This window comes from Streptomyces sp. IBSBF 3136 (assembly GCF_036815105.1).
Classification (GTDB): Bacteria; Actinomycetota; Actinomycetes; order Streptomycetales; family Streptomycetaceae; genus Streptomyces.
Map to the genome: position 1 here is coordinate 12657 of NZ_JAJSZC010000024.1, position 24542 is coordinate 37198.

Genomic DNA, 24542 nt, shown 5'->3' on the forward strand with positions numbered 1-24542 from the left:
CCTCGCCCTGTGGGAAAAGCTCCGGGAGGAACAGGAGCACCGGACCACGGCCACGCTGACCGCCGAGCGCAGCCGTGGCTGGACGACCCCATCGAGAACTCACCTACGCCCCTGCATGCGTCACGCCTTGACAGGCGACCCTTCCACCTGAAGGCTACCGACCAGTCGGTATGAGCGTTACGAGGAGGCGGAGGGCGTGCGCGGACTGAGCATCTCCACCGACGCGGGCGTGTTCGACGCGATGGTGGCGGGTCCCCCCGGGGGCCGCCCGGTGCTGTTGCTGCACGGGTTCCCTCAGACGGGGCTGGCGTGGCGACGGCAGATCGCGGCGCTGGCCGCGTACGGCTACCGCGTGGTGGCACCCGACCAGCGCGGGTACTCCCCCGGCGCCCGCCCGCGGCGGGCCGAGGACTACCGCATGAACCTGCTCGTCGACGACGTGGTCGCGATCACGGAGGAGCTGGGCTGGCCGGCGTTCGACCTGGTCGGCCACGACTGGGGAGGCGCGGTGGCCTGGTGGACCGCATACGCCCACCCCGGCCGCGTACGCACCCTGACGGTGGTCTCGACGCCGCATCCCGGCGCCCTGGCCACCGCCCTGCGCGGCGACGAGGATCAGCGCGAGCGCTCGCGCTACATGCGCGACTGGCGCGAGACGCCCGCCACCGAGGAGCGCATGCTGGCCCACGACGCCCAAGAGCTCCGCGCCCTCTACGCCGGGAAGGTCCCGCGGGACAGTGCCGAGGCCTACCTCCGGCACCTGTCCCGGCCAGGGGCTCTCACCGCCGCGCTGAACTGGTACCGGGCGGGCCGCCCCGACCACGCGATCGGCGCCGTCGAGGTGCCCACCCTGTACGTCTGGAGCACGCAGGACAGCGCGTTCGGCCCGGCGGCGGCACGGGAGACGGCGCGGTGGGTCGACGGGCCGTACCGGTTCGAGACCCTCCAGGGCGTCAGCCACTGGGTCCCCGAGGAGGCGCCCGAAGCGCTGAGCCGCCTGCTGCTCCACCACCTGCGAGCGCACGGCGCGCACCAAACCGCGACCGACACCCCGACCGCCGACTCCCCGAAGAGGTGACCCGTGAAGGCAGCGCACGCGGCCTGGCGCCGGCTCGAGGCCGTACACGGCATGATCTATTTCGCCCCTGAGGCGAGGCGACGGTACCGGGACCTCGGACTGAGCGGACGCGCCGGGTACTTCACCTCCCGGAGCGCCGCGTTCGGCCGGGCGTCCGCCGAGCTGATCATCGCCACCTTCTACAACTTCCACCCCGGTCTCGTACGGCGGACGGTCGAGGGGGCCTGGGACACGGCCACGCCGCAGCAGGTGCTGGACGCCCGGTACGCCGCGGCGGAGGAAGCCCTGCGGCGGGCGGGGATCCACGAGCTGCCCGGCCTGGACGAGGTCCTGACGCTGACCCGTTCGGCCGCCGAGGCGGCCTGCGAACACGCGCAGGGCCGCCCGCTGTTCGCCGCGCACGCCGCGCTGCCCTGGCCGCAGGAGCCGGTGCTGCGGCTGTGGCACGCCCAGACGCTGCTGCGGGAGTTCCGTGGAGACGGCCATGTCGCCTGCCTGCTCAGCGAGGGCGTCGGGGGCGTGGAAGCCCTGATCCTGCACGCCGCCACCGGCGAGGTCCCCGGCGACTTCCTCAGGGCGAGCCGCGCATGGCCCGAGGAGGAGTGGGCCGGCGCCCAGGAGCGCCTGCGCGAGCGAGGTCTCCTCGACGGCGACTCCCTCAGCCCGCAGGGGGCCGTCCTGCGCCGGCACATCGAGGACCGCACCGACCGCCTGGCCCTTCCCGCCTACGCCGCCCTGGGTGAGACCGGCTGCGAGCGACTCGCGGAACTCGCGAAGCCCTTCGGCCGCGCCGTGGTCGAGGCCGGCCTGCTCAAGACCGGCTGAACGCCGACTCACGGTGCCCGTCGTGTCGCCCCGTAAGGTGAGCTGGGGGGAACGAAGATCGACGCGGGTGAGCAGGTCACCGGTGGGGCGGGGGGCGTCAGCGTGGCGGGAATGGTGGGCAGGTCGGCGGAACTCGCCCGGCTGGACGCCCTCTTGGCGGACCTGGGCCGGTCGGACCTGCCGAAGGTCGTCGACATCGTCGGTGAACCCGGTATCGGGAAGAGCAGGTTGCTCGACGAAGTGTGCGCGCGGGCCCGCGCGGCCGGGTCGACCACACTGCGCGGCCGGGCCACGGAGTACGAACAGCACGTTCCCTACCGGTTGTTCACCGACGCGTTGGCCGACCCCGGCCCCCTGGCCGCCGACCCCGCACTCCCCGAGGCGCACTCGCTGCTGTGCGGTATCGGCAAGGGGCCGGGCGACGGCTCCGCCGAAGGCACCGCCGCCCGGTTCGGGCTGCATCGGGCGATCGCCGCTTCCCTGACGCACCTGGGCAAGCAGGGGCTGGTACTGGCCCTGGACGACCTGCACTGGGCGGATCCCGCCTCCCGCGAGCTGGTGGACCACCTCATCCGGCACCCCCCGCGCGGACACGTCCTGCTGGTGGTGGCCCGCCGGGACCGGCAGACGCCGACCTCGCTGACCGCGGCGCTGACGCGCGGCGCGGTCCGCGGAGCCGTGCTCCAGCTCGCCCTCGAGCCGCTCTCCGAGCAGGAATCCGTCCTGGCGCTGGCTCCCGACATACCCGGGGACCGGGCCAGACGGCTGCACGCCGCAAGCGAGGGCAATCCCCTGTATCTGTTCGCCCTGGCGCACGCCCACCGCGCAGGGGGCCCACCGCACGGCCCCACGCCCGACGGACACGGCGACGCCGAGGAGCCGGCCGGCCTGCCCCGAGGGCTCACCGCGCTGCTGCTCGACGAGTTGACCACGCTCACCGAGCCGCAGCACCGGCTCGTCGAGGCGGTGGCGGCGCTCGGCGACCACGCGACGCCCGCCCTGGTGACCGCGGCGACCGGGCTGCCCCCCGAGGACGTCGAGGACGAGACCGGTGCCCTGGTCGCGCGGGACCTGCTGCGCGCCGGGCCGGGCGGCCGCTGGGCGCTGCGCCATCCCCTGCTCCGGACCCTGGTCCACGAGGGAACCGCGCCGGGGTGGCGGGCCGAGGTCCACCGCCGTGCCGCGCGCGAACTGGCCCGTGCCGGCGCTCCCGTCACCGAGCGGGCCCGGCACGTCGAACGGGCGCTGACCGGCTGGGACCCCCAGGCCGCCGAAGTGCTCGTCGAGGCCGCCGCGCGCTTCTCGTCGAGCGCCCCGGCCACGGCCGCCCATCTGCTGGACGTCGTGCTCTCGCACCTGCCGGACAGCCCCGACCGTTTCGCGCGACGCGGCGAACTCGTCCTGGCCCGCGCCCGCGCGCTGGGCGTCAGCGGGAATCTCCAGGAGAGCCGGGACCTGTTGCACGTCCTGATCGAGACGGCCGGCAAGGACCATCCCGAACTGCGCACGCGGGCCGTCGCCCAGTGTGCCGTGATGGAACGCCATCTCGGCCACTCCCCCGAGGCCACCGCACTGCTGCGCCGGGAGCTGTCCCGCGAGCCGGGGCCGTCCCCCGCCCAGGCGGTCTCCCTGCGACTGGCCCTCGGGATGTCCGCCCTGCTGACCGCGTCCTACCCGGACGCACGCGAGGACGTCGCCCAGGCCGTCGCCCTGGCACGTTCCCACGACCATCCGACGGGCGAGGCGGCGGCGCTGGCGCTGGCGGCCCTCGGCGAGGCGTACGAGGGGGAGACGGAGGCGGCGGGCCGTTTCGCGGATGCCGCCGGTTCGCTGGCGGACGCGCTGACCGATCCCGGTCTCGCGGATCCGTGCGAGGCGCTGGTCTGGCTGGCCTGGGCGGAGACCCTGCTGGAGCGCTACGGCGACGCCGAGCGGCATCTCACCCGAGGGCTCCGCATAGCCCGCGGCACCGGGCAACTCCACATCCTGCCGCACTTGTTGACGAGCCAGGCGTTCGTCCGACTGACCACCTGCCGGCTGCCGTCGGCGCTGGAGGCCGCCGAGGAGGCGGAGTCCATCGCGCGGGCCGCGGGCAGCGACGAGCTCCTGGGCTTCACCCTGGCCATCAAGACACTCGTGCTGTTGCTCATGCGTCCGCTGGGGGACGCCGACGCCCTGTCCACCGGCGAGGAGGCCGTCGCCGCGGCCGGCCGCAGCGGAGGGTGGTGGTCGTCCCTGGCCTGGTGCATGCTCGGGCACGCGGCATACGCGAGCGGAGACCCCCACCGCGCCCGGGAGGCCATCACGACGGCGGGCGGCGGAACGGAACTGCCGCTGCTGCAACCCTCGATCCGCCCGGGGCAGCTCGACACCCTCGCGGCCGCGGCCCTCGCCGCCGGTGACGCGGACGCGGCCGGCGGCTGGATCGCCCAGGCGACCCGCGAGGCGGACCGGCTCGGCCTCGACGGTCAGCGCGCGGCCGCGCTGCGCGCCCAGGCCACACTGGCCGAGCACCACGGCGAGCCCGCCCGGGCCCTACGGCTCCTCGACGCGGCGGCACAGGCATACGCCCGATGCGGCCAGTCCCTGTGGGAGGCGTACTCCCTGCTGCGGGCGGCGCCCCTGGCGCGGCGCACCGGGCAGGGAGCGCGGGCCGCCACGATGTGGCGCCGGGCGCACCGGATCGCCGTCGGCGGCGGCGCCCGCCTGCTGGTGGACCTCGCCGAACTGATCCGCCCCGAGGTGACGGAGGAGACACCGAAGCTGCCCGCGCAGCTGGCGGAGCTGACGGCGCGCGAGCTCGAGGTGGCGGAGCTGGTGGCGCGAGGGCTGAGCAACCAGGACATCGCCGGTCGGCTCCACCTCAGCCGACGCACCGTGGAAACCCATCTGTCCTCGATCTACCGGAAGGCTTCGGTGCCCTCCCGCGCGGCCCTGGCCGGACTCATGACCCGCGTCGGGCTGGGAGCCGGATCCTGAACGACGCCCGGTGAGCGGTCCACCACCTCACTTCCCACCCGTACACCTGGGACGAGGCGGAACACGTAGGGAGTTACGTGTTTCCACCGAGGTCTCTCGTCCCAGGGGCGTCTACCTTCGGCAGTCGGACGGATCGAGTGGTGCAGAGGGGACTGCGTGGAGAGCAACACCCGGGGGATACGGGGAAGCTGGGTGACGCTCGTGGTGGCGGGGAGTCTGCTGGCCGGATGTTCGGCGCGGGGGGCGGACAGCGGCTCCCCGCATCGGGCGGGGTCGCGCCCGCACACCGCGACCTCCGCGGCCGCGACGCGTCCGTCGGGCGGTGCTTCAGCCACTCCCGCCTTCACCCCCGACGCCGGTCTCGTCCCCAGGACGCCGAGGGACGGGCGGAGCCTGGTGGGCGCCGTGGTGTTCGCTCCGGGCGACTGGGGCCGGCGCTTCGTCGCCCAGGACCCCGCCGAGAGCACCCCGGGCACCTGGGCCGTGCTGGACGGCCACTGCCGCTGGGAGCGGCAGAAGCTCCCCCGAGGCGTACTGGCCGGCCTGTCCCGCTACAGCGGGCTGCCCGCCGGCGGAGGCAAGGGCGCCGTCAAGGTGACGGCCGCGGCCACCGCGCACTCCTCCATCCTGGGCGCCGACGAACAACTGAGCACCACCCTGGAGGAAGTCCTGCGCTGCCCGGAGCAGCAGCCACGGGCCGACGCGCGGATCACGGGCCTGAACTCCCTCGGCACCCCCTTCGGTGCCCGCGAGCAGGACTACGCCGACGACTCGGTACTGGAAGCAGGTCAGTACGTCGGGAAGGACGGCGCCGCCCAGCCGTACCTGTGGATGGTCGCCCGGCTGGGCACGGTCGTCGTGGCCGTCTCCGTGACGGGCGGGAAGGGTCACACCCAGCCGGAACTCCAGCAACTGGGAGCGACCGCCCTGGGACAGATGCTGGGGCGCGTTCAGCAGCGTCTGAAGGAGAAGTGATGGAGCCGCTGCGCACTTCGGATCCGTCCAGGCTGGCGGGCCATCGGCTGCTCGGGCGGCTCGGCGCGGGCGGGATGGGTGTGGTGTACCTGGCCCGCTCGGCCGGTGGTTCCCTGGTCGCGCTGAAGGTGATCCAGGCCGAGTACGCCGAGGACGCCGGCTTCCGGGAGCGGTTCCGGCGGGAGGCGGAGACGGCCCGCCGGATGACGAGCCCGTGGGTGGCGTCCCTGGTCGACGCCGACCCGGAGGCGCCGCAGCCCTGGCTGGCCACGGACTTCGTGCCGGGGCCCTCGCTCGGGGAGGCCGTCGCGACACACGGACCGTTGCCCGTGCGGAGCCTGCGTGTGCTGGGGGCGCGGCTCGCCGAGGCGCTGCGGGACCTGCACGACGTCGGTCTGGTGCACCGGGACGTCAAGCCGGGCAATGTGCTGCTGGCGCTCGACGGACCACGCCTGATCGACTTCGGTGTGGCGCGCGACCCGCGGGACACCGGGCTCACGTCGACCGGTGTCGTGGTCGGCACACCCGGCTTCCTGGCACCGGAACAGGCCGGGGGCGGGCACGAGCCGGGTACGGCCTGCGACGTCTTCTCGCTGGGCTGTGTGCTGGCCCACGCGGCCCAAGGCCGCCCTCCCTTCGGCACCGGATCGCTCGACGCGCTGCTGTACCGCACGGTGCATGACGCCCCGGACCTGGCAGGTGTGCCGCGGGAGCTCGCCGAGGTGGTACACGCCTGCCTGGAGAAGGATCCGCGACTGCGGCCCACCGCCGAGGAGTTGGCGCAGATCCTCACGGCCACCGCGCCCGCTGCCCCGTCCGACCCGCGGGAGGCGCTGCGGGCGGACCCCCGGCCGGCGCCCGAGGAGCGGGAACCCGGCGACCGGGCCTGGTTGCCGGAGCCGCTGATCCGGCTGATCGCCGAACGGGCGGCGGCCGGGCTCGGGCTGCCCGCCATCGACGAGACCGAGGTGGACTCCGGGTCCGCCGACACCGCTCCGCGCAACGGCACCGCCGGACAGCCGTCGGACCGTACCGTCGGCAGGCGCCGGCTGCTCGTCCTTACCGGTGGCGCGCTGGCCGTGGCGGCCGGCGGCGGTGTGGCCGCCTGGGCCGCGCTCTCCGGTGACGGCGGGGAGAACCGCTCGGCCGGCGCCCGGACGGCGAACGGGCCCGTGCACACGATCGGCCTCCACGCCGATCTGAGCGGTGATCACCGGGCGGCGGGCCGGGCTCAGGAGCGGGGGCTGCGGCTCGCCGTCGACGAGTTCAACTCCCGCGAGGACAGGCCCTTCACCCTCGCTGTGCGGGCCGTGGACGACGGCGGTGATCCGGCCAGGGCGCCCGCCGTGGCCGAGCGACTCGTCGCCGACCGTTCGGTGCTGGCCGTCATCGGCCCCACCACCGACGACACCGCCCTGGCCGCGCTGGCCACGTACGACGCCGCGTCGCTGCCCCTGATCGCCGTGTCGCCCGGCGCCACCGTGCTGACCGTCGCGGGCAGCCGGTCCTTCCTCCACGCCCGCGTGACGGACACGGTCCTGCCGTTCTACCTCAGCGCCTATCTGCGCGGCACGGCGAAGTCGCGCACGATCGGGATCGTCGACGACCGGGCGGCGGACGCGTACGCCTGGGAGATCAGCAGTTCGCTCAGCAGGGCTCTGCGGGACGCCCGGCAGCCGGCCGTCCCGAAGGTGGTCAGCGCTTTGCGGACGGACTTCGGACCGACCCTCGACGCCCTCCTCGCGGGCGGCGCGGACTCCGTGGTCTTCGCCGGCTACCACGACCGGGCCGCGCTGCTGGCCCGGGAGCTGCGGCACCGTGGCTTCCCGGGCGCACGGGCCGCCGCCCAGGGGGTGCTCGACAGCCGCTTCCTGTCCGCCGCGGGGGACGCGGCCGACGGCTGGGTGATCGTCGCTCCCGTCATGGACGCCTCCGTGGCACCCGAGGCCAAGGCGTTCGCGGCGGCGTACCGCAAGCGTTTCGGCGCCGAACCGCAGCGGTATGCCGTCGAGGCGTACGACGTGGCCCGGTTGACCGTGCGGAGCCTGAGCGCGGCGGCCGCCGGGCGCATCACCCGGCACGACCTGACGACGGCGCTGCGGGGCACCTCCTACAAGGGGATCACGAAGAACTTCGCCTTCGACCAGAAGACCGGGGCCCTGGTCATCGACGGGCGCGGGGTCTACCTGTGGACGGTCGACGGCGGCCGGTTCAGGTACCAGGGCGCGGCGCCGTTCCGGGTGTCCACCTGATGGGGCACTGATGGAGCCGCTGCGCGGCGCCGACCCGGCCGGTGTCGCGGGCTACCGGCTGCTGCGCCGACTGGGCGCGGGCGGGATGGGCGTGGTGTACCTGGCGCGTTCCGGCGGAGGCTCGCTGGCCGCGCTGAAGGTCATCCGTGCCGCGCACGCGGACGATCCGGGCTTTCGGGCCCGTTTCCGCCGTGAGGTGGAGACGGCGTCCCGGGTCGCGAGCCCCTGGGTCGTACCACTGCTCGACGCGGACCCGGACGCGGAGTCGCCCTGGCTCGCCACGGCGTTCGTGCCGGGCCCGTCGCTGGCGGAGGCGGTCGAGGAGCGCGGTCCGCTGCCGCACGGCTCGGTGCGGTTCCTGGGGGCCCGCCTCGCGGAGGCGCTGGAGGCCGTGCACGGGGCGGGTCTGGTGCACCGGGACGTCAAGCCGGGCAATGTGCTGCTCGCGGTCGACGGGCCCCGGATGATCGATTTCGGTATCGCCCGGACGCCCGAGGACACCGCGCTGACCGCCAGCGGGATGGTGGTCGGCTCCCCCGGCTTCCTCTCCCCCGAACAGGCCCGGGGACGCGGCCGGGAGATCGGCCCGGCCAGCGACGTCTTCTCGCTCGGTTGCCTGCTGGCGTTCGCGGTGACGGGCGAACGGCCCTTCGGCCGGGGCTCGGCGGCCGAGGTGCTGGTGCGTACCGTCCACGACGAACCGGAACTGGACGGCGTTCCGGCGCCGTTGCTGCCGCTGCTGCGGAACTGCCTGGGCAAGGAGCCCGGCGCCCGCCCCACCGTGACCGAGGTGCGGGCGGCGCTGGACCGTGGGAACGAGACCGGGGGCTGGTTGCCGGAGTCGCTCACCGGGCACATCGCGCGCCGTTCGGCCGCCGCGCTCGCGCTGCCCGCGGTGGACGCGACCGAGGTGTCCGGCGCTCCGGCGGACGTCGCCACGGTGCCGGTCGCCGAGGGGACGCCGGGGGGCGCGGTGCGACGCCGTTCCCTGGTCCTGGGCTCGGCCGCCGGGGTGGTGGCGGCTGCTGCCACGGCGGCCTGGTGGACGGCGGATCGGCCCGGCCGCGCCGCGCCGCGAGGTGGCGGCACACGGCTGCCACGACTGGTCGTCGCCCTGCACGCCGACCTGACGGGAGGTCAGAGGGCGACGGGACTGGCGCAGCGCAACGGTGTCCGGCTGGCCGTCGACCACGTCAACTCCCGGGCCGGCCGCGGCTTCGACCTCGCCCTCCAGGTGCACGACGACGCGGGCAGCACGGCCCGGGCGCGACAGGTCGCGCGGCAGCTCGCGGCCGACGAGCGGGTCCGCGCCGTGATCGGCCCGACCACCGACGCCTGCGCCAGGGCCGTCCTCAAGGAGTATCTGAACGCGCTGCTCCCCATGGTCTCGGTGTCGGTCGGGCTCGACGAGCTCTCCGCCCTCACGTACCGGACGTACGCGGCCACCCGGCCCCCGGACCGCGAACTGGCCGCACCGCTGGTCGCCTACCTCGTCCGCACCGTCCGGGCCCGCCGGACGGTGCTGATCGACGACGCGGCCGAGGGCGACTTCAGCTGGGAGATCTGTGCGGGCGTCGCCGACGCGGTCGGCTCGGGACGGGCCACCACGACCCGGCGCACCCTCGCCGCCGGGGACGACGGGGCCGCCGCCTTCCGTGCCCTCGCCGCGTCGGTGACCGCCGCGGACGCGGACGCGGTGGTGTTCACCGGTGGTCCCGCACGCGCGGCGAAGCTGGCGCGCGCACTGCGCGCCGCCGGCTACTCCGGTGCGCGGCTGACCACCCAACGCGCCCTCGATCCACGCTTCCTCACCTCGGCGGGCGACGCCGGCGAGGGGTGGGTCTTCGCCGCCGTCTTCGTCGATCCGACCCGGGTGACGGCCGCGAAGCCTTTCGTCACCGCCTACCGCGACCGCTTCGGCGCCGCCCCGCCCCGGTACTCCGCGGAGGCCTACGACGCGACACTCTTCGTGGCCCGGGCGATGACGACGCTGGGCGCCTCCCGCACGGAACGCGGCGCGCTCGTGGGGCGGCTGCGCGAGACGGACTACCGGGGGATCACCAAGCGGCTGAGCTGGACGTCGTCGAGCAGGAGCTACACCACGAAGGCGCTGTACCTCTTCCAGGCGTCCGGTGGCCGCTTCCGCTTCCTCGGCCAGTTCGAGGACGCCACGGCGTGAGCCGGTGCCGGGACGGGGAGCCGGACGGACCGCCCGCCCCCGTCAGGCGTCCTCGGTCGACCGTCCGTGTGCGTTCCGCTCCGTCACCGCGGAAGGACTTCGGCGCTCGGTGAGCCACTACTGGTGGGAGAGGGGCTGACGCTGCTGGAGGCAGTAGCGGAAGGGCTGTGGGAGGGCCGAGTGGAAGGGGCTGCCGTCCGCGGGGGCGAACTGGGGCGGTGGTCGCTGGTGGCTCGGGGGGTCGGCTTCGGCCTCGCCGGTGCGGGCGCACTGGTGGGAGCGGAGGGCCGAGAGACGGGCGACGGGCCGCGAGTCACGGGCAGAGGTCGGCGGGTGGTGTCGCGGTCACGGTCCCGGTCATGGACGCCCTTTCCAGCCGGGTGGGTGCTCGCTCGCTCCGGTGAAGCCTGCGCATCGGGAAGCCGGACCCCGGATTCTTCCGGGGAAGGCTGATCCGGGACCGAGGCCGCCCGGGGGGCCGTCGACTCGGGGAAGACCGATGCGGCGGCCAGGCCTCCGAGAAGCGTGAAGGTGGCCGCGGCAAGAGACCTGACGGCGTACTTCTTCAGACGCGCCGGACGGCCGTTCTGGTCCGCCGACCGATCCTGCGAGGCAGTCGGCGGACCGGGAAGGGACGGCCCGGAGGACTTGGGCCCCCCGTTCGCGTGGAGCCACGGCACCGCGGCTTCGACGGTCGGAGCACCCTCCTTCCCCCCGGTCGACTGTGCCGCGCCGGGGTCGTACGCCCCACACTCCGGGCACGTCACGGCGCCGTTGAGCGTGCGGCTGCACGGGCTGCAGTAGTCCATGAAGCGACCCTTCTCGGTCCTTGAGTCGACGGGAGCGCGGGTGCGCCCAGCCCGGAGAGCGGGTGGGCCACCGGTCACTGAGGCCAACGGGGCGCGTCGAAGGAGTGCTCACCCACAGGCGGAAAAGTGGGGTATGTAACTTCGCCGGGCCGGGTGTTGAGGGCCGGGGCGGGGTGGGCGGCCCGGGAGTGCCCGCGGGCGGAGCGAGTGACTGGTCTACACCCTTGACTGGTACAGACCAAAGCGGTTGAGTGTGCCTCCACACCCCCACCACGGCCGCGCCCGCGCCATGGCCGATCCGCTCGGCACGTGCGCACGAGGCCCGGCATCGCGCTGCCCTTGTCCGGGTACGGCCGTGTTCCGCCTAGGAGTTGATCCTGTGTCGAAGCGCCGTCTCTCCGCCGTGCTGACCGCACTCGTGCTGGGAAGCACCGTGCCTGTCCTGCTGCCGGCCACGGAAGCGTCCGCCGCCGCGTGTTCGAGCTACCCGAGCTGGGTCGCCGGAAGGTCGTACAGGACCGGCGACATCGTGCGTTACTCCGACGGCAAGGCGTACATCGCCGAGCACGACAACCCGGGCTACGACCCGATCATCAGCACCTGGTACTGGGACCCGTACGCCTGCGACAGCGGCTCCGGGACCCCCGTCGGCACCTTCGTGGTGAGCGAGGCGCAGTTCAACCAGATGTTCCCGAACCGGAACTCCTTCTACACGTACAGCGGCCTCACCGCCGCCCTCAGCGCCTACCCCGCTTTCGCGAACACCGGCAGCGACACGGTCAGGAAGCAGGAGGCCGCGGCCTTCCTCGCCAACGTGAACCACGAGACCGGCGGTCTGGTGTACGTGGTCGAGCAGAACACCGCCAACTACCCGCACTACTGCGACTGGAGCCGACCCTACGGCTGCCCCGCCGGCCAGGCGGCCTACTACGGGCGCGGCCCCATCCAGCTCAGCTGGAACTTCAACTACAAGGCCGCGGGCGACGCGCTCGGCATCGACCTCCTCGACAACCCCTGGCTGGTGCAGAACGACGCGGCCGTGGCCTGGAAAACGGCGCTCTGGTACTGGAACACCCAGACCGGGCCCGGCTCGATGACGCCCCACAACGCCATGGTGAACAGCGCCGGCTTCGGCCAGACGATCCGCAGCATCAACGGCTCCCTCGAGTGCGACGGCAAGAACCCGGCGCAGGTCCAGAGCCGCGTGGACGCCTACCAGCGGTTCACGCAGATCCTCGGGACGTCACCCGGCGGCAACCTCTACTGCTGATCGCCTCACACGAGGTCGCCCGGTGAGGTGAGGCAGGAGCCGGACCGGCCTGGTCGGAGCCGCCGCGGGGAAGCCGTGGGCGTGGGGCGACCAGGCCGGAGTGCCGGGAGGGAGGTCATGGTGACGGCACGCATGGCCATCACATCACCGTGAGACCGGGCACGCGGCCGGACCCACGGTGACCGCACCGCGGTTCATCAGGGCCGGCAGGACGGCCGGACGCTGAGCAGCTCGGTCCGCAGCACGGGAGTGCCGTCGACAGGCGCCGGGTCCTGCGTGGTCGGCTCGATACCGCCGGCGGCGATCTTGTCGAGCGTCTTCAGGCCGGCGGCGCCGACCGTGCCGAACACCGTGTAGTTCGGTCGCAGCGCGGAGTCGCCGTAGACGACGAAGAACTGCGAGCCGTTCGTGTCCGGCCCGGCGTTGGCCATCGCCAGCAAGCCGCGCCCGTAAAGACGACGGACACCGGTCGGATCGCTCGGCGCCGGCGGCAGATCCACCGGCAGCTCGTCCTTGTACTTGTACCCCGGCCCTCCCTCGCCGGTGCCGGTCGGGTCGCCGCACTGCAAGACCTTCAGCGTCGGATACGCCGTCAGCCGGTGGCACACCGTACGGTCGTAGAACCGGTGCCGCGCCAGGTGCACGAAGCTCTGGACCGTGCACGGCGCCTTCGCCCGGTCCAGACGCAGCGGAAGCGGGCCCTGGCTCGTCGGGACAGCCATGTCGACCGTGCCCTGACTGGGGGTGCGTCGCGGGTCGCGCGGCAGGGGAACCGGCCGCGCCGCCGGCTCGTCCGGAGTCTGGGTGTACTGGCAAGGACCGTGCGTGGTTCGCGGCGGGGCATCAGAAGCGGAGGCGGTGGTGCTGCCCCCGGACACGACCAACGCTGCTACCGCCCATGCGGTCATGAGAGCTCGGTTCATGCTGCACACCCTCCAAAAGATCGTCAGATTTCGGAGCCGTCGCAGTCTAGAGCGCGGCCCGGCGGTCGAGAACCCGCCCGCAAGCCACATCCGCCTCCCTACTTCGAGCTCCCGAAGCGCCCCTCCGCGCATCGGCGTGGTGGCTTTGCCTCTTTTTACGGTGTGCCGACACGTACCCGTCCCCACCGCACACGAGGAAGTGGCGCACACGGCCTCCGGAACCACCGCTCCCCCACCCCCCGCCGGCCTCCCCGGAATCGTCGCCGCCGGCCTCATCGGCACCACCATCGAGTGGTACGACAACTCATTCGATCGGGGCCAGGACCTTCGGTCTTGCCTCACTCACGGCGTGGAGGTCAGCACCGGAGCACGGCCGGGGCCAGGGAGATGACGCGCCTCCGGCCGGCGAAGAGACCGGGGCCCGGCTCTTCGACGGGCCCGGAGCAGTGCTCCCAATCCTCGTGCTTCACTTCGCCGACGGGGCGGGCCGGCCGGACCGGTCAGCGCGTCGCGGCCTTCCGCTCGGACCGGCCCTTGCGGTTTCGGTCCTCCAGCAGTCGCGCGGTCTGTGCGGACACCGGCGTGGCCAGCAACGCGGTGACCAGGTCGACCAGCCGGCTGGTGAACAACCGGTCGTCCCTGCGAGGGCGTCCGGCGGCCCGGGCGGCGAGTTCGGCGTGACAGAACCGCATGACGGTGAAACGGGTATGGAACACCGCGACGGACTCGGGAGCCAGCAGCGGCTCGACCAGGCGCCGCCAGGGATAGATGCTCGACCCCTCCGTCACGACAACCTCGACCAGGGGTTCGGGGCGGTTGAGCAGTTCGGCCACGATCTGCAGGAACTCGCGGCCGCCATCGGGCTCGGCGAGTTTCGCGGCGGCGGGCAGCACCAGTGCGGCGGCGAGGGTCCGGAGATCCACGGCGCCACCGTCGCCACTGTCGCCACTGTCGCCACTGTCCTCGTACTGCTGCAGCAGTACCTCCCGGCGGGCGTCCACCGCGGGAAGGTGCTTGTCGAGTACGGCGCGCAGCAGACCCGCGCGGTCGCCGAAGTGGTACTGCAGGGCCGTCGCGTTGCGCTGGCCGGCGGCCCGCTTGATCTCGTTGAGCGACGCACCGTCGATGCCCTTCGCCGCGAACAACTGCTCGGCGGCCCGGATGAGTGTGGCGCGCGTGTCACCCGCCTGCCGGCTCCGAGGCGACGTGGCATGCGTCTCATGTGCTGTCACGGATGCCCATGCTAGCGTCGCCCCGCCGAAGTAATACACATGCATTAATGACTGATGAAGGCGCCTTGCCGCGCTGCGGGAGTCAATCCAGTGAAGGCACTGACCTACCACGGCCCCCACGACATCCGCTTCGAGGATGTCCCCGACCCTGCCGTCACCAACCCCACCGACGCGGTCATCCAGGTCACCACGGCCGGCATCTGCGGCAGCGACCTGCACATCTACGGCGGCCACGGATTCAGCCCGGAGACCGGTTACACCCCCGGGCACGAGAGCGTCGGCGTGGTCGTCGACACCGGCGCCCGGGTCACCCGGTTCAAGCCCGGTGACCGCGTCCTGGTTCCCGCCTCGGTCGGCTGCACCCTGTGCGCAACCTGCGCGAGGGGCCTCACCGCCAGGTGCGAGCGAGCCCAGACACCGACGGACCTCTGCTACGGAGTGAGCCCGCACCTTCCGGGAAGTCAGGCCCAGTTCCTGGCCGTGCCCCATGCCGATGTCAACCTGGTGCACCTGCCGGAAGGCATATCGGACGAGGCGGCCGTCGTCCTGACGGACAACGCCCCCACGGCCTGGTACGGCTGCCGCCGAGCCCGTATCCAGCCCGGCGAGACGGTTCTCGTCATCGGCCTGGGCCCCGTCGGCCTCATGGCCGCACAGTCCGCCTTCATGATGGGTGCAGCCCGTGTGCTGGGCGTGGACCTGGTCGCCGAGCGTCGGGCCTTCGCCGAAACCCTGGGCGTCGAGCCCGTCGAGGGCGAGGACGCGCGAACGGCCGTACGGGAGATGACGGCGGGGCGCGGACCGGACGCCGTGGTGGAGGCCGTGGGCTCGGACGCCACCATCGGGTTGGCCCTGAAAGCCGTCCGGCAGGCAGGACGGGTCAGCGTCATCGGCGTCAACCAGAGCAAGGCCTTTCCCTTCCATATGGGACTGGCCCAGATCAAGGAGCTGGAGTTCGCCATCGGGCTGTGCTCGATCCATTACGAGCTCCCCGCACTGATCCCTCTCACGCAGGCCGGCCGGATCACGCCGGAGGCCGTGGTCTCCCACCACTTCGCTCTCTCCGACGGCGCCGCCGCATACGAACTGTTCAACAGCCGCACCGCCGGTGTCCGTAAGATCCTTCTCGACCCCGCACGTTGATCCGCCGCGGGAACCGCATCGTCCCTGCACCGTGACCCACGGCAGACCTACAGGCACGGGATCGCCGTGGTGCCGCACCCCCGGTCGTACGGAGACGACGCCCCCGGACACGACTGGTACGGGCAAGCCATGCGGGACGAGCCGTAGGTGCACCAGGCGGGCGCGACGACGAGGCCGGAGCCGCGCATGTGCAGTCCGTGCGCTTCGAAGCCGCGCAGCAGACGCTGCGGCCCCATCTGGCCGAGACGCCGCGCATCGTCAACATGACCGTTCCGCAGGACGACTGGTCGCTGCTGGACAAGACGGCGGTCCCCGGTCGGGAGCAGCGGTCGGTCAGGTGAACATGCCGGTCAGCGACTGTTCGGTCCAGACGGTCTTGCCGTCGCGGGTGTAGCGAGTGCCCCAGCGTTCGGTCATCTGGGCCACCAGGAACAGGCCGCGGCCGCCCTCGTCGGTGGTGCGGGCGCGGCGCAGGTGAGGTGAGGTATGGCTGGTGTCGCTGACCTCGCACACCAGAGACCGTTCCCGGATCAGCCGCAGGGTCGCGGGGCCACTGGCGTAGCGGTACACGTTGGTGACCAGTTCGCTGACGATCAACTCGGTCGTGAACGCCAAGTGCTCCAGACCCCATTCGGTCAGCTTGGCCGAGGTCAGTTCCCGGGCCCGCGCGGCGCTGGCAGGCTCCGGTGGCAGACACCACGAGGCGACATCGTCCGGTGGCAGCATGCGGGTGCGGGCGATCAGCAAGGCGACGTCGTCGGCGGGGTGCGCCGGCACGAGCGAGTCGACCACCGCTTGGCATGTCCGTTCCAGCGCGTCCGCGGGGCGGGTGAGCGCCTCGCACAGCTTGGCCAGGCCGGTGTCGGCATCGATGTGGCGTTCGCCGATGAGTCCGTTGGTGTACAGGCACAGCAGACTGCCCTCGGCCAGTTCGACGTCCCGAGCCTCGAACGGCAGCCCGCCCAGGCCGAGCGGTGGGCCGGCGGGCAGCTCGTGCGGAGCCGGTTGTCCGTCCGGAGAGGTCACCACTGGCGGCGGGTGGCCGGCTCGAGCCATGGAGCACCGCCCGGAGACCGGGTCGTACACGGCGTGCAGAGCCTCCTTGTACGTCTTCACATCGGGGTCGTTCGCCCACTGCGGGTCGGCGGGGTCCTTGAAGTAGGTCGCGGAGACCACGCCCTGCACGTTCTTGAACCCGACGGGCTTCAGCACCGCGGCGGACGACGCCACGTTGTTCACGATGTGCAGCGGGTTCCACCGGGTGTTCCTGGCGTCGGCGGCGAGGGCCTGGCTGCCGAACTTGGGCGTGGTGACGTCCAGCAGCACGTCCGCCCCGGAGCGGGCGAGGCTCGCCATCTGGGCCGACACGGACGGGTCGGTGACCTCGTAGCTCTCCGCGGCGACCACCTTGACGCCGCTGCCGGCGACGGCCTTCTCGAACCCGCCGAGCAGGTCCTTGCCGAAGTCGTCGTTCTGGTAGAGGACCGCGACCTTGGCCTTCGGCCTCGTGTCCTTGAGGTACTTGGCGTACACCCGGGCCTCGGCCACGTAGTTGGGCTGCCATCCGATGGTCCAGGGATGCTTGTCGTCCGTGCCCCAGACGGAGGCGCCCGTGGCGACGAACGGCTGAGGCACCTTCTGCTGGTTGAGGTAGTCCCACACCGCTGCCGTGGACGGGGTGCCCAGCGTCTGGAAGACGGCGAAGACCTTCTCCTGCTCGACGAGTCTGCGCGCCTCCTCGACCGCCTTGGGCGGCTGGTAGCCGTCGTCGCGGACGATGAACCGCACCTTGCGGCCGTCTATGCCGCCCTTGTCGTTGACGTGCCGGAAGTAGGCGGCGACCCCCTTGCTGATCGTGCCGTACGCGGAGGCCGGTCCGGACAGTGGGTAGATCCCGCCCAGGGTGATGGTCCTGTCCGTGATGCCGGTGGTCTGCTGGCCCTTGCAGGCACCACCGGCGGCGGTGTCCGTGTCGTCCTGCCCTCGCCGGCTGCTGCAGGCGGTCATGGTGAGCAGGGCGGCGGTCGCGGCCGCGGCCGCCCGCAGAACGGTCGTCTTGCGCATGTGGATCATTCCTTTTCCGTACGGGGCGGTGCGCCCACTGGTTCGGCGTCGGCAACTGCGGGGTCCGCGGGAGTGCGGATCGCGGAGCGTTCGGACGGGGCCTCGGGCTTCGGCTCGGCATCCGGCGCTGACACGGCCTGGGACGTCGACTCGGTATCCGGTGCGGATACGGCCTCGGGCGTCCGGTCGGGCACGGCTGTGGTGGTGCGGGGCAGGCGACGGGTGACAGCGCCCAGGACACGGCCCGGCAGACCGGCCAGTCCCGTCGGGGCCACGAACATCACCACGATGATCAGCAGGCCGAACACCACGCCCGGTGCCGCCTCGCTGAGGTCCTGGGACACGCTCGGCACGTACATCACGAACGCCCCGCCCAGCAGGGGCCCGTACAGCGAGCCGAGCCCCCCGACCACCAGGCCGGCGAGCAGCGTGATGGACAGCACGAAGCTGAAGGAGTCGGGCGAGACGAAGCCGATCACCCAGGTGTACAGACACCCGGCGACTCCCGCGAACATCGCGCTCCAGGCGAAGGCGAGGGTCTTGTGCAGGGACAGCCGTACGCCCATGACCTCGGCGGCGCCCTCGTTGTCCCGCATGGCGCGCAGTGCCCGGCCGACCCGGGACCGCAGCAGGTTGCGGCCGAGCAGCAGGGCCACCGCGGTGACGGTGAGGACGACGAAGTACGTCCACTGGTCTGCGGCCAGCCCGCTCCACGCGGGCGGCTGCAGTTTCTCCACGGTCAGGCCCATGGAGCCGCCCGTCACCGGTTCCAGCCGCTTGAGCAACGGCGGCAGGAACACCGCGAACGAGAGGGTGACCAGCGCCAGGTACAGCCCGCGCAGCCGCAGGGCGGGCACGCCGAACCCGAGGCCCAGCAGGAAGCATCCGGCAGCCGCGACCGGCAGCGTGGCCAGGTGGCCGGTGCCGTACCGGTCGAGCATGACCGCCGCCGTGTAGGCCCCCGCCGCGAAGAACGCGCCGTGACCGAGCGAGATCTGGCCGCCGAATCCGACCAGCAGGTTCAGGCCGGTCAGCGCCACGGCGTACACCAGCACCATGGTCAGCTGGAAGACCTGGAAAGGGGCGAAGTAGAACGGCGCTCCGACGGCGACCGCCGCCGCGAGCAGCACGGTGAGCGCGGGCCGTAGGCGCCGGTCGCGGTCGGTGCGGAGGGTTGCGACGATCGTGCTCATGCGCGCTCCACCGCCGCCCGTCCGAAGAGGCCCTGGGGCCGTACCAGCAACACCGCCAGGATGATCACCAAGGGGACGCCCACCTTCAGATCGGGACCGATCACGTCGACGTAGGCCCCGGTCAGCGTCTCGGCGACGCCCACGACCAGGCCGCCGACGACCGCTCCGACGGGGCTGTCGAAGCCCCCGAGGGTGGCCGCGGCGAACGCGTAGATCAGCACCCCGCCCATCATGTTGGGCTCCAGGAACAGCACCGGGGCGACGAGCACGCCGGACACCGCGCCGACCGTCGCGGCCAGCCCCCAGCCGAGCATCAGCACCCGGCCCACCCGGATGCCCGACAGCCGGGCGGAGACGGGGTTGCAGGCGACCGCCCGCATCACCAGGCCGAGGGAGGTGTGCTGGAACAGCAGGTACAGCAGGCCCATGACGACGGCCACCACGCCGAGGATCCCGAGCGTCGACCAGTCCAGACGCACCCCCGCCAGGTCGAGGCCGCCGTCGGGGAACGGCTGCGGGAAGTCCTTCACGGCGAACGACCAGACCAGACCGGCCAGCGCGTTGACGAAGATGAACAGGCCGACCGTGACGATGACCACCGTCAGCTCGGGCGCGCCCTGGACGGGGCGGATGACGATCCGCTCGACCAGCATGCCGCCGGCGAAGGACACCGCGAGGGTCACCGGCAGCGCCAGCCAGAACGGCATCCCCGACGCGACCAGTTGCCAGGCGACGTACGTCGAGAGCATGGCCAGCTCGCCCTGCGCGAAGTTGACGATCCCCGTGAACCGGTGGATCAGGACCAGGGCCAGCGCCAGGCTGGCGTACACGGCACCGGAGCCGAGTCCTTCCACCACCTGCTGGAGAAGATCGGTCACCGTGCTCACCCGGCCTTCCGCGCGCGCACGGAGACACCGAGGTACACCTCGGCGACCTGCCCGTCCTCGCGGATCCGTGCGGCCGGTCCGGACAGCACCAGGCGGCCGGCCTCCAGTACGTGCGCCCGGTGCGCGATGTCCAGCGCGAGCTGGGCGTTCTGTTCGACGACGACCACGGTGGTGCGTTCCTCCTCGTTGACGGCACGGACGATCTCGAACAGCTCACGGGTGACCAGCGGTGCGAGCCCCAGGGACGGCTCGTCCAGGAGCAGCAGGGAGGGGCGCAGCATCAGTGCCCTGCCGATCGCGAGCATCTGCTGCTCGCCGCCGCTGAGGCTCCCGGCGGCCTGCCCCGACCGCTGGCGCAGTCGGGGGAAGTAGCCGTAGACGCGTTCCAGATCGGCCGCCACGGCTGCCCGCTCGGCGCGGCCCCGCCGCAGGTGACCGGTGCGCAGGTGGGCGCCGATGCGCAGGTTCTCCTCGACGGTCAGGTCGTTGAAGGTGCCCCGGCCCTCGGGCACATGTGCCACGCCGAGCCTGGCGGCCTGCTCGGGCGAGCGGCCCAGCAGTTCCGTCCCGTTCAGGGTGACCGAGCCGCGGCCGCGGACCATGCCGCTCAGTGCCCGCAGCGTCGTGGTCTTGCCCGCGCCGTTGGGTCCGAGGATCGCGCACACCTCGCCGCGGGCGACGGCGAAGTCGAGGCCCTGCAACACGCGGGCCTGGCCGTATCCGGCATGCAGGTCGGCAACCTTCAGGAACTCCTCCGGCTCCGCGCTCTCCTGGGCCTCGGTGCGCTCGGTGGTGAGCTCGCTCATGCGGCCACCCCCAGGTACGCCTCGACGACCGCCGGGTCGCGCTGGATCTGCTCCGGGGAGCCCTCGGCGATCGTGCGGCCGAAGTCGAGACAGACCACCTTGTCGCACAGGCCCATCACGAACCCCATGTGGTGTTCGACCACCACGAGGGTGAGGTCGAACTCCTGACGCACCGAGCGGACCAGATCCGCGAATTGCCCGACCTCGCCGTGGCTGAGCCCGTTGACGGGTTCGTCGAGCAGCAGCAGCCGGGGCCGTACGGCGAGTGCCCGGGCGAGTTCGACGCGTTTGAGCGTGCCGAACGGCAGCCCGGAGGCGGGGTGGTCGGCAACGTCCGCCAGCTCGAGCCGCCGTAGCAAGGCGTCCGCCCGGTCACGCAGTTCCCTTTCTTCCCGCCGGACGCGGGGCAGCCGGAGCGCCGCGGCGAGATGTCCGGTGCGCCCCCGGCTGTGGGCGCCGACCATGACGTTCTCCCGGACCGTGAGCTGCGGGAACAGGCCCAGGTTCTGGAAGGTTCGGGCGATGCCGCGCCCGGCCACGGCGTGCGGCGGAAGGGCGAGCAGGTTCTCACCCTCGAACCGCACCGTTCCCGCATCGGGGGTGCAGCGCCTGGTGAGGCAGTTGAACAAGGTGGTCTTGCCGGCTCCGTTGGGCCCGCTGAGCCCTACCGCGGTGCCCGGCTCGACGGTGAATGCGACACCGTCCAAGGCCGTGATTCCGCCGAAGCGCACGGTGATCCCGTCGACCGTGAGCATGAGTGACGCCCTTTCCGACGTGCTGGGGGGTGGGCGAGCGTCACAGTAGGGGGGCGTGTTCCACGCGCACATTGGGTGCGAGCACCCAACTTCCAGGTCGCCGCACTGTGCGCCGCGCACAGCCCGCCGGGAATGAGGCCGCGGAGCCTGTTGACGGAGCACGAGGCGGAGGGCGACGATCGCTCCCATGCCACACGGTCCCGCCCTGGGCACCCCCCGACTCTCCGAACCGCTCCAACGGGAACGGTGGCGGATCCTGCACGCCGTCCACGACCGGGTCGAGGAGGTGGCGGACACCGCCGTCGCCGTGATGCGCGCGGAGATCCCGTCCTACGCGCTGCAGGACGCCCCGTTCTTCGTCGAGGTACGGGAGCAGGTGCTCGAGCACTACCGGATGCAGCTGGCGGCGCTTGCCGGCGACCGCGACATCGCCGCCGAAGACCTCGTCTTCAGCCGCGCGGCGGCCATGCGCCGAGCGCGCGCGGGGTTCGCCCTGGAGGACTGGATCAGTGCGTTCCGGGTGGGCCGTCAGGTGATGTGGGACGCGCTGCTGGACTGCGCGGGCACGTCCGACGAGGCCCAGCAGGCCGCGCTGTCCCTGGTCACCCCGCTGATGCGGTACGTCGACTACGCCAGCACGCATGCCGCGCAGGCGTACGTCGAGTACCAGCAGCACGTGGTGGCGGACGCGGACCGGGAGCGAAGGGATCTCCTGGATCAGCTCCTGGCCGGTGTGGCGCCGACGCGCGGTGCACTGTCCGCCGCCGCGCAGGCGTACGGCATCGGACCGCGCTCACCGATGATGGCGGTCGTGGCGGTGTGCGTCGGCGACACGCACGCGGGCGACCACGGCTGGGCCGCGAACGGATATGCCACCAGCGCGTCGATCAGCGTCGCCGGGCCCTGGGCCGGCAGAACCCTGGTCGTGGTGCGCCACGGCGAGGTGGTGGCCGTGCCCGTGCTACGGGCCGGCATGGACGCGGACGACATATGCGCCCACTTCGAGGCCGTGCAGCGGCGGCTCGCGCGGGAGGGAACCATGCTCTCCATGGGCATCAGCACGGTCGCCCAGGGCGCGTCCGAACTGCCGCGCGCCTACGAGGAGGCAAGGGCCGCCCTGGACCTGGTGCCGAGCGGGGGCGGGGTGGCGGCGCTGCCGCGGCTGTCCCCCTTCGACTACCTGGCGCTGCGCGCCGACGACCTCGCCCGCCAGCTGGTCGATCCCCGCGTGCGGGCGATGCTGGCGGAGGACCGCGGACGCGGCGACACACTGGCCGCCACCATACGGGCCTTCGCGGAGGCGGACCTCAACCTGCGGCTGGCCGCCGACCGGCTGCGAATACATCACAACACGGCGCACTACCGGCTGCGCCGGATCGAGGAACGCACCGGCCGCAATCCGCGCCGGATCGCCGACCTCCTGGAACTACTGGTCGCCCTCGCCATCCGCGACGGGGACGGGGAAAGCGAGGATTGCTCGTGAGCGGCATCGTGGAGTCCGCCGGGACCAAGAGGGCGCGTCAACTGCCGGAGGGGCAGGGGCACATCGGCCTGCCGGAGGAGCACGCCGCGCAGGACCGGACGGTCCGGGGCGCGCTGCTGGACGCCGCGCTGGACGTGTTCACCGAGCGCGGTTACACCGACGCCGGCCTCACCGAGATCGCGGCACGCTCCGGGACCCCGGCGGGCACCCTCTTCCAGCACTACGGCGGAAAGCGAGGGCTTTACCTCGCCCTGTGGGAGGAGTTCCGGGAGGAACAGGAGCACCGGACCGCGGCCACGCTGACCGCCGAGCGCGGCCGTGGCGTGGACGACCCCGTCGCCCTCTTCGTGGCGGGAGCCAGGGCCTATCTGGAGGGTGCCTGGGACAACCGGAAGCTCGGCAGGCTCCTCGCCCGCGACGACGGCCCCGCGAGCTTCGAGGCGCTGCGCCGCCAGTGGGACCGGGCATGGGTACGGCGCAACGCCCGGCTGCTGGAGGTGGACGAACGGCGACGCGCCGGCCGGGTCCGGGTGAGCGTCCTGACCACCGTCATCGGAGGGGCGGCGCGCGAACTGGGCGACTGCGGGGACGAGACGGAGGCCCGGGAGATCGTGGACGAGGTGTGCGGCATCCTGATCCATCTGACGGCACCGCCGGGCTGAACCGCCTGACGCATGACTCGACGCAGCGCCTCACCTTCTGGGTCCGTCGGCGCCTTCTGAGGGCCCTCGACGGCGCACGCGCCGCTGTGCGCCGGGGAGGGCCCTGTGCGCCGGGCTCCTCCGAAAGGCCGCTGTGGGGAGGCGATGTGCGCGCCGAAGAGTCCCGGCCCACCGCGAGTGGCGCACGACCCGCCCGTGTCGGGCCGGCGGCGTCCCCGCTGCGTCGTGGAAGGCCGCGTCCGGGCTAGAGACCGACTCCGGCTTGTTTCCTGAACGGCAGCGCGTCACCGAGCAGTTGGCCGCCGTCGATCACCATCGTCTCGCCCGTGATCCAACTCGCGGCGTCCGAGACGAGGAAGGCGACCGCCGAGGCGATGTCGGCCGGCTCCCCTATGCGCCCGAGCGCCATCGAGGCGGACACGGCCTGCTCGTTCTCCTTCCACAGAGCCTCGGCCAGCTTGGTGCGCACCACACCCGGTGCCACCGCGTTGACCCGGATCTTCGGCGAGAGTTCCAGGGCGAGTTGCTTGGTGAGATGGATCAGTGCGGCCTTCGACGCGTTGTACAACCCGATGTTGGCCTCGCCGGCCAGGCCGCCGACCGACGCGGTGTTGACGACCGCGCCGCCGTGCTCGCCCATCCAGGCCCGGGTGGCCAGACCCGTCCACAGCACGGGAGCCCACAGGTTGACGTCGAAGGTCTTGGCGAACCGGCCGTGGTCCTGGTCGATGACCGGACCGAAGGCCGGGTTGGTCCCCGCGTTGTTGACGAGGATGTCCAGGCTGCCGAAGCGCTCGAGCGCCAGATCCACACAGCGCCGGGCCGCGTCTTCGTCGACCGCGTGCGCACCGACGCCGACCGCTGTGCCGCCGACCCGGGCCGCGGCGGCGTCCGCCGCCTCCTGGGAGCGGGAGGTGAGGACGACGTCGGCGCCGGCGGCGGCGAGGGCCTGGGCGATCGCCAGCCCGATACCGCGCGAGGCACCCGTGACGACAGCGGTGCGACCGGTGAGATCGAGTCCCGCCAT

Annotated in this window: 18 protein-coding genes and 1 pseudogene; 11 read left to right on the forward strand and 8 right to left on the reverse strand. The window is 72.6% G+C overall.

Features of this window, described 5'->3' with window-relative positions; translation table 11 throughout:
• Positions 1-196 precede the first annotated feature (196 nt).
• From V7E45_RS07955 to V7E45_RS07985, 7 genes are all read left to right on the forward strand, one after another.
• On the forward strand, positions 197-1078 hold the full coding sequence (locus V7E45_RS07955) for an alpha/beta fold hydrolase (RefSeq protein ID WP_333773377.1): 882 nt from the start codon (positions 197-199) through the stop codon (positions 1076-1078).
• A gap of 3 nt (positions 1079-1081) precedes the next feature.
• The gene (locus V7E45_RS07960; RefSeq protein ID WP_333773378.1) at positions 1082-1903 is read left to right on the forward strand and encodes an SCO6745 family protein; all 822 of its coding nucleotides are present in this window, start codon (positions 1082-1084) and stop codon (positions 1901-1903) included.
• A gap of 111 nt (positions 1904-2014) precedes the next feature.
• Positions 2015-4882 carry a helix-turn-helix transcriptional regulator gene (locus tag V7E45_RS07965; protein WP_333773379.1) on the forward strand — a complete coding sequence of 956 codons (2868 nt, stop codon included), beginning with the start codon at positions 2015-2017 and terminating at the stop codon, positions 4880-4882.
• A 405-nt stretch (positions 4883-5287) separates the two neighbouring features.
• Positions 5288-5857 (forward strand): hypothetical protein, encoded by a 570-nt coding sequence (locus V7E45_RS07970; protein ID WP_333773380.1) that lies wholly within the window; start codon positions 5288-5290, stop codon positions 5855-5857.
• The gene (locus V7E45_RS07975; protein WP_333773381.1) at positions 5857-8109 is read left to right on the forward strand and encodes a bifunctional serine/threonine-protein kinase/ABC transporter substrate-binding protein; all 2253 of its coding nucleotides are present in this window, start codon (positions 5857-5859) and stop codon (positions 8107-8109) included. The genes V7E45_RS07970 and V7E45_RS07975 overlap by 1 nt, the downstream gene beginning before the upstream one ends.
• A gap of 10 nt (positions 8110-8119) precedes the next feature.
• Entirely contained in the window at positions 8120-10288 is a 2169-nt protein-coding gene (locus V7E45_RS07980; protein ID WP_333773382.1) for a bifunctional serine/threonine-protein kinase/ABC transporter substrate-binding protein, read from the forward strand.
• A 1188-nt stretch (positions 10289-11476) separates the two neighbouring features.
• A complete protein-coding gene (locus tag V7E45_RS07985) occupies positions 11477-12367 on the forward strand; it encodes a glycoside hydrolase family 19 protein (protein ID WP_333773383.1) in 891 nt (296 codons plus the stop codon).
• 197 nt (positions 12368-12564) lie between these two features.
• Here V7E45_RS07985 and V7E45_RS07990 read toward each other — a convergent pair whose 3' ends face one another.
• Entirely contained in the window at positions 12565-13089 is a 525-nt protein-coding gene (locus V7E45_RS07990) for a peptidylprolyl isomerase (RefSeq protein ID WP_333773384.1), read from the reverse strand.
• 701 nt (positions 13090-13790) lie between these two features.
• Entirely contained in the window at positions 13791-14522 is a 732-nt protein-coding gene (locus V7E45_RS07995) for a TetR/AcrR family transcriptional regulator (RefSeq protein WP_333773385.1), read from the reverse strand.
• A gap of 90 nt (positions 14523-14612) precedes the next feature.
• On the opposite strand from V7E45_RS07995, the gene V7E45_RS08000 reads away from it, so the two are divergent.
• Together V7E45_RS08000 and V7E45_RS08005 are read left to right on the forward strand one after the other, a co-directional pair.
• The gene (locus V7E45_RS08000; protein WP_333773386.1) at positions 14613-15665 is read left to right on the forward strand and encodes an alcohol dehydrogenase catalytic domain-containing protein; all 1053 of its coding nucleotides are present in this window, start codon (positions 14613-14615) and stop codon (positions 15663-15665) included.
• A gap of 161 nt (positions 15666-15826) precedes the next feature.
• Positions 15827-16006: pseudogene (locus V7E45_RS08005) on the forward strand (antibiotic biosynthesis monooxygenase); the annotation flags it as partial.
• Here the strand turns inward: V7E45_RS08005 and V7E45_RS40560 are convergent.
• The 5 genes from V7E45_RS40560 to V7E45_RS08035 are packed head-to-tail and all read right to left on the reverse strand — an operon-like array spanning position 15999 to position 21370.
• A complete protein-coding gene (locus tag V7E45_RS40560) occupies positions 15999-17729 on the reverse strand; it encodes an ABC transporter substrate-binding protein (protein WP_443055976.1) in 1731 nt (576 codons plus the stop codon). The pseudogene V7E45_RS08005 and the gene V7E45_RS40560 overlap by 8 nt on opposite strands.
• 5 nt (positions 17730-17734) lie before the next feature.
• Positions 17735-18922, reverse strand: coding sequence for an ABC transporter permease subunit (locus V7E45_RS08020; RefSeq protein ID WP_333773387.1), 1188 nt, complete (start codon positions 18920-18922; stop codon positions 17735-17737).
• On the reverse strand, positions 18919-19809 hold the full coding sequence (locus tag V7E45_RS08025; RefSeq protein WP_333773388.1) for a branched-chain amino acid ABC transporter permease: 891 nt from the start codon (positions 19807-19809) through the stop codon (positions 18919-18921). The genes V7E45_RS08020 and V7E45_RS08025 overlap by 4 nt, the downstream gene beginning before the upstream one ends.
• Positions 19806-20615 (reverse strand): ABC transporter ATP-binding protein, encoded by an 810-nt coding sequence (locus V7E45_RS08030; protein WP_333773389.1) that lies wholly within the window; start codon positions 20613-20615, stop codon positions 19806-19808. The genes V7E45_RS08025 and V7E45_RS08030 overlap by 4 nt, the downstream gene beginning before the upstream one ends.
• Entirely contained in the window at positions 20612-21370 is a 759-nt protein-coding gene (locus tag V7E45_RS08035) for an ABC transporter ATP-binding protein (protein WP_333773390.1), read from the reverse strand. Before V7E45_RS08035 ends, V7E45_RS08030 begins: the two co-directional genes overlap by 4 nt.
• A gap of 187 nt (positions 21371-21557) precedes the next feature.
• On the opposite strand from V7E45_RS08035, the gene V7E45_RS08040 reads away from it, so the two are divergent.
• Positions 21558-22853, forward strand: coding sequence for a PucR family transcriptional regulator (locus V7E45_RS08040; RefSeq protein WP_333773391.1), 1296 nt, complete (start codon positions 21558-21560; stop codon positions 22851-22853).
• Entirely contained in the window at positions 22850-23515 is a 666-nt protein-coding gene (locus V7E45_RS08045) for a TetR/AcrR family transcriptional regulator (RefSeq protein WP_333773392.1), read from the forward strand. Before V7E45_RS08040 ends, V7E45_RS08045 begins: the two co-directional genes overlap by 4 nt.
• 244 nt (positions 23516-23759) lie before the next feature.
• On the opposite strand, the gene V7E45_RS08050 is transcribed toward V7E45_RS08045, so the two are convergent.
• Entirely contained in the window at positions 23760-24542 is a 783-nt protein-coding gene (locus V7E45_RS08050) for an SDR family oxidoreductase (protein WP_333773393.1), read from the reverse strand.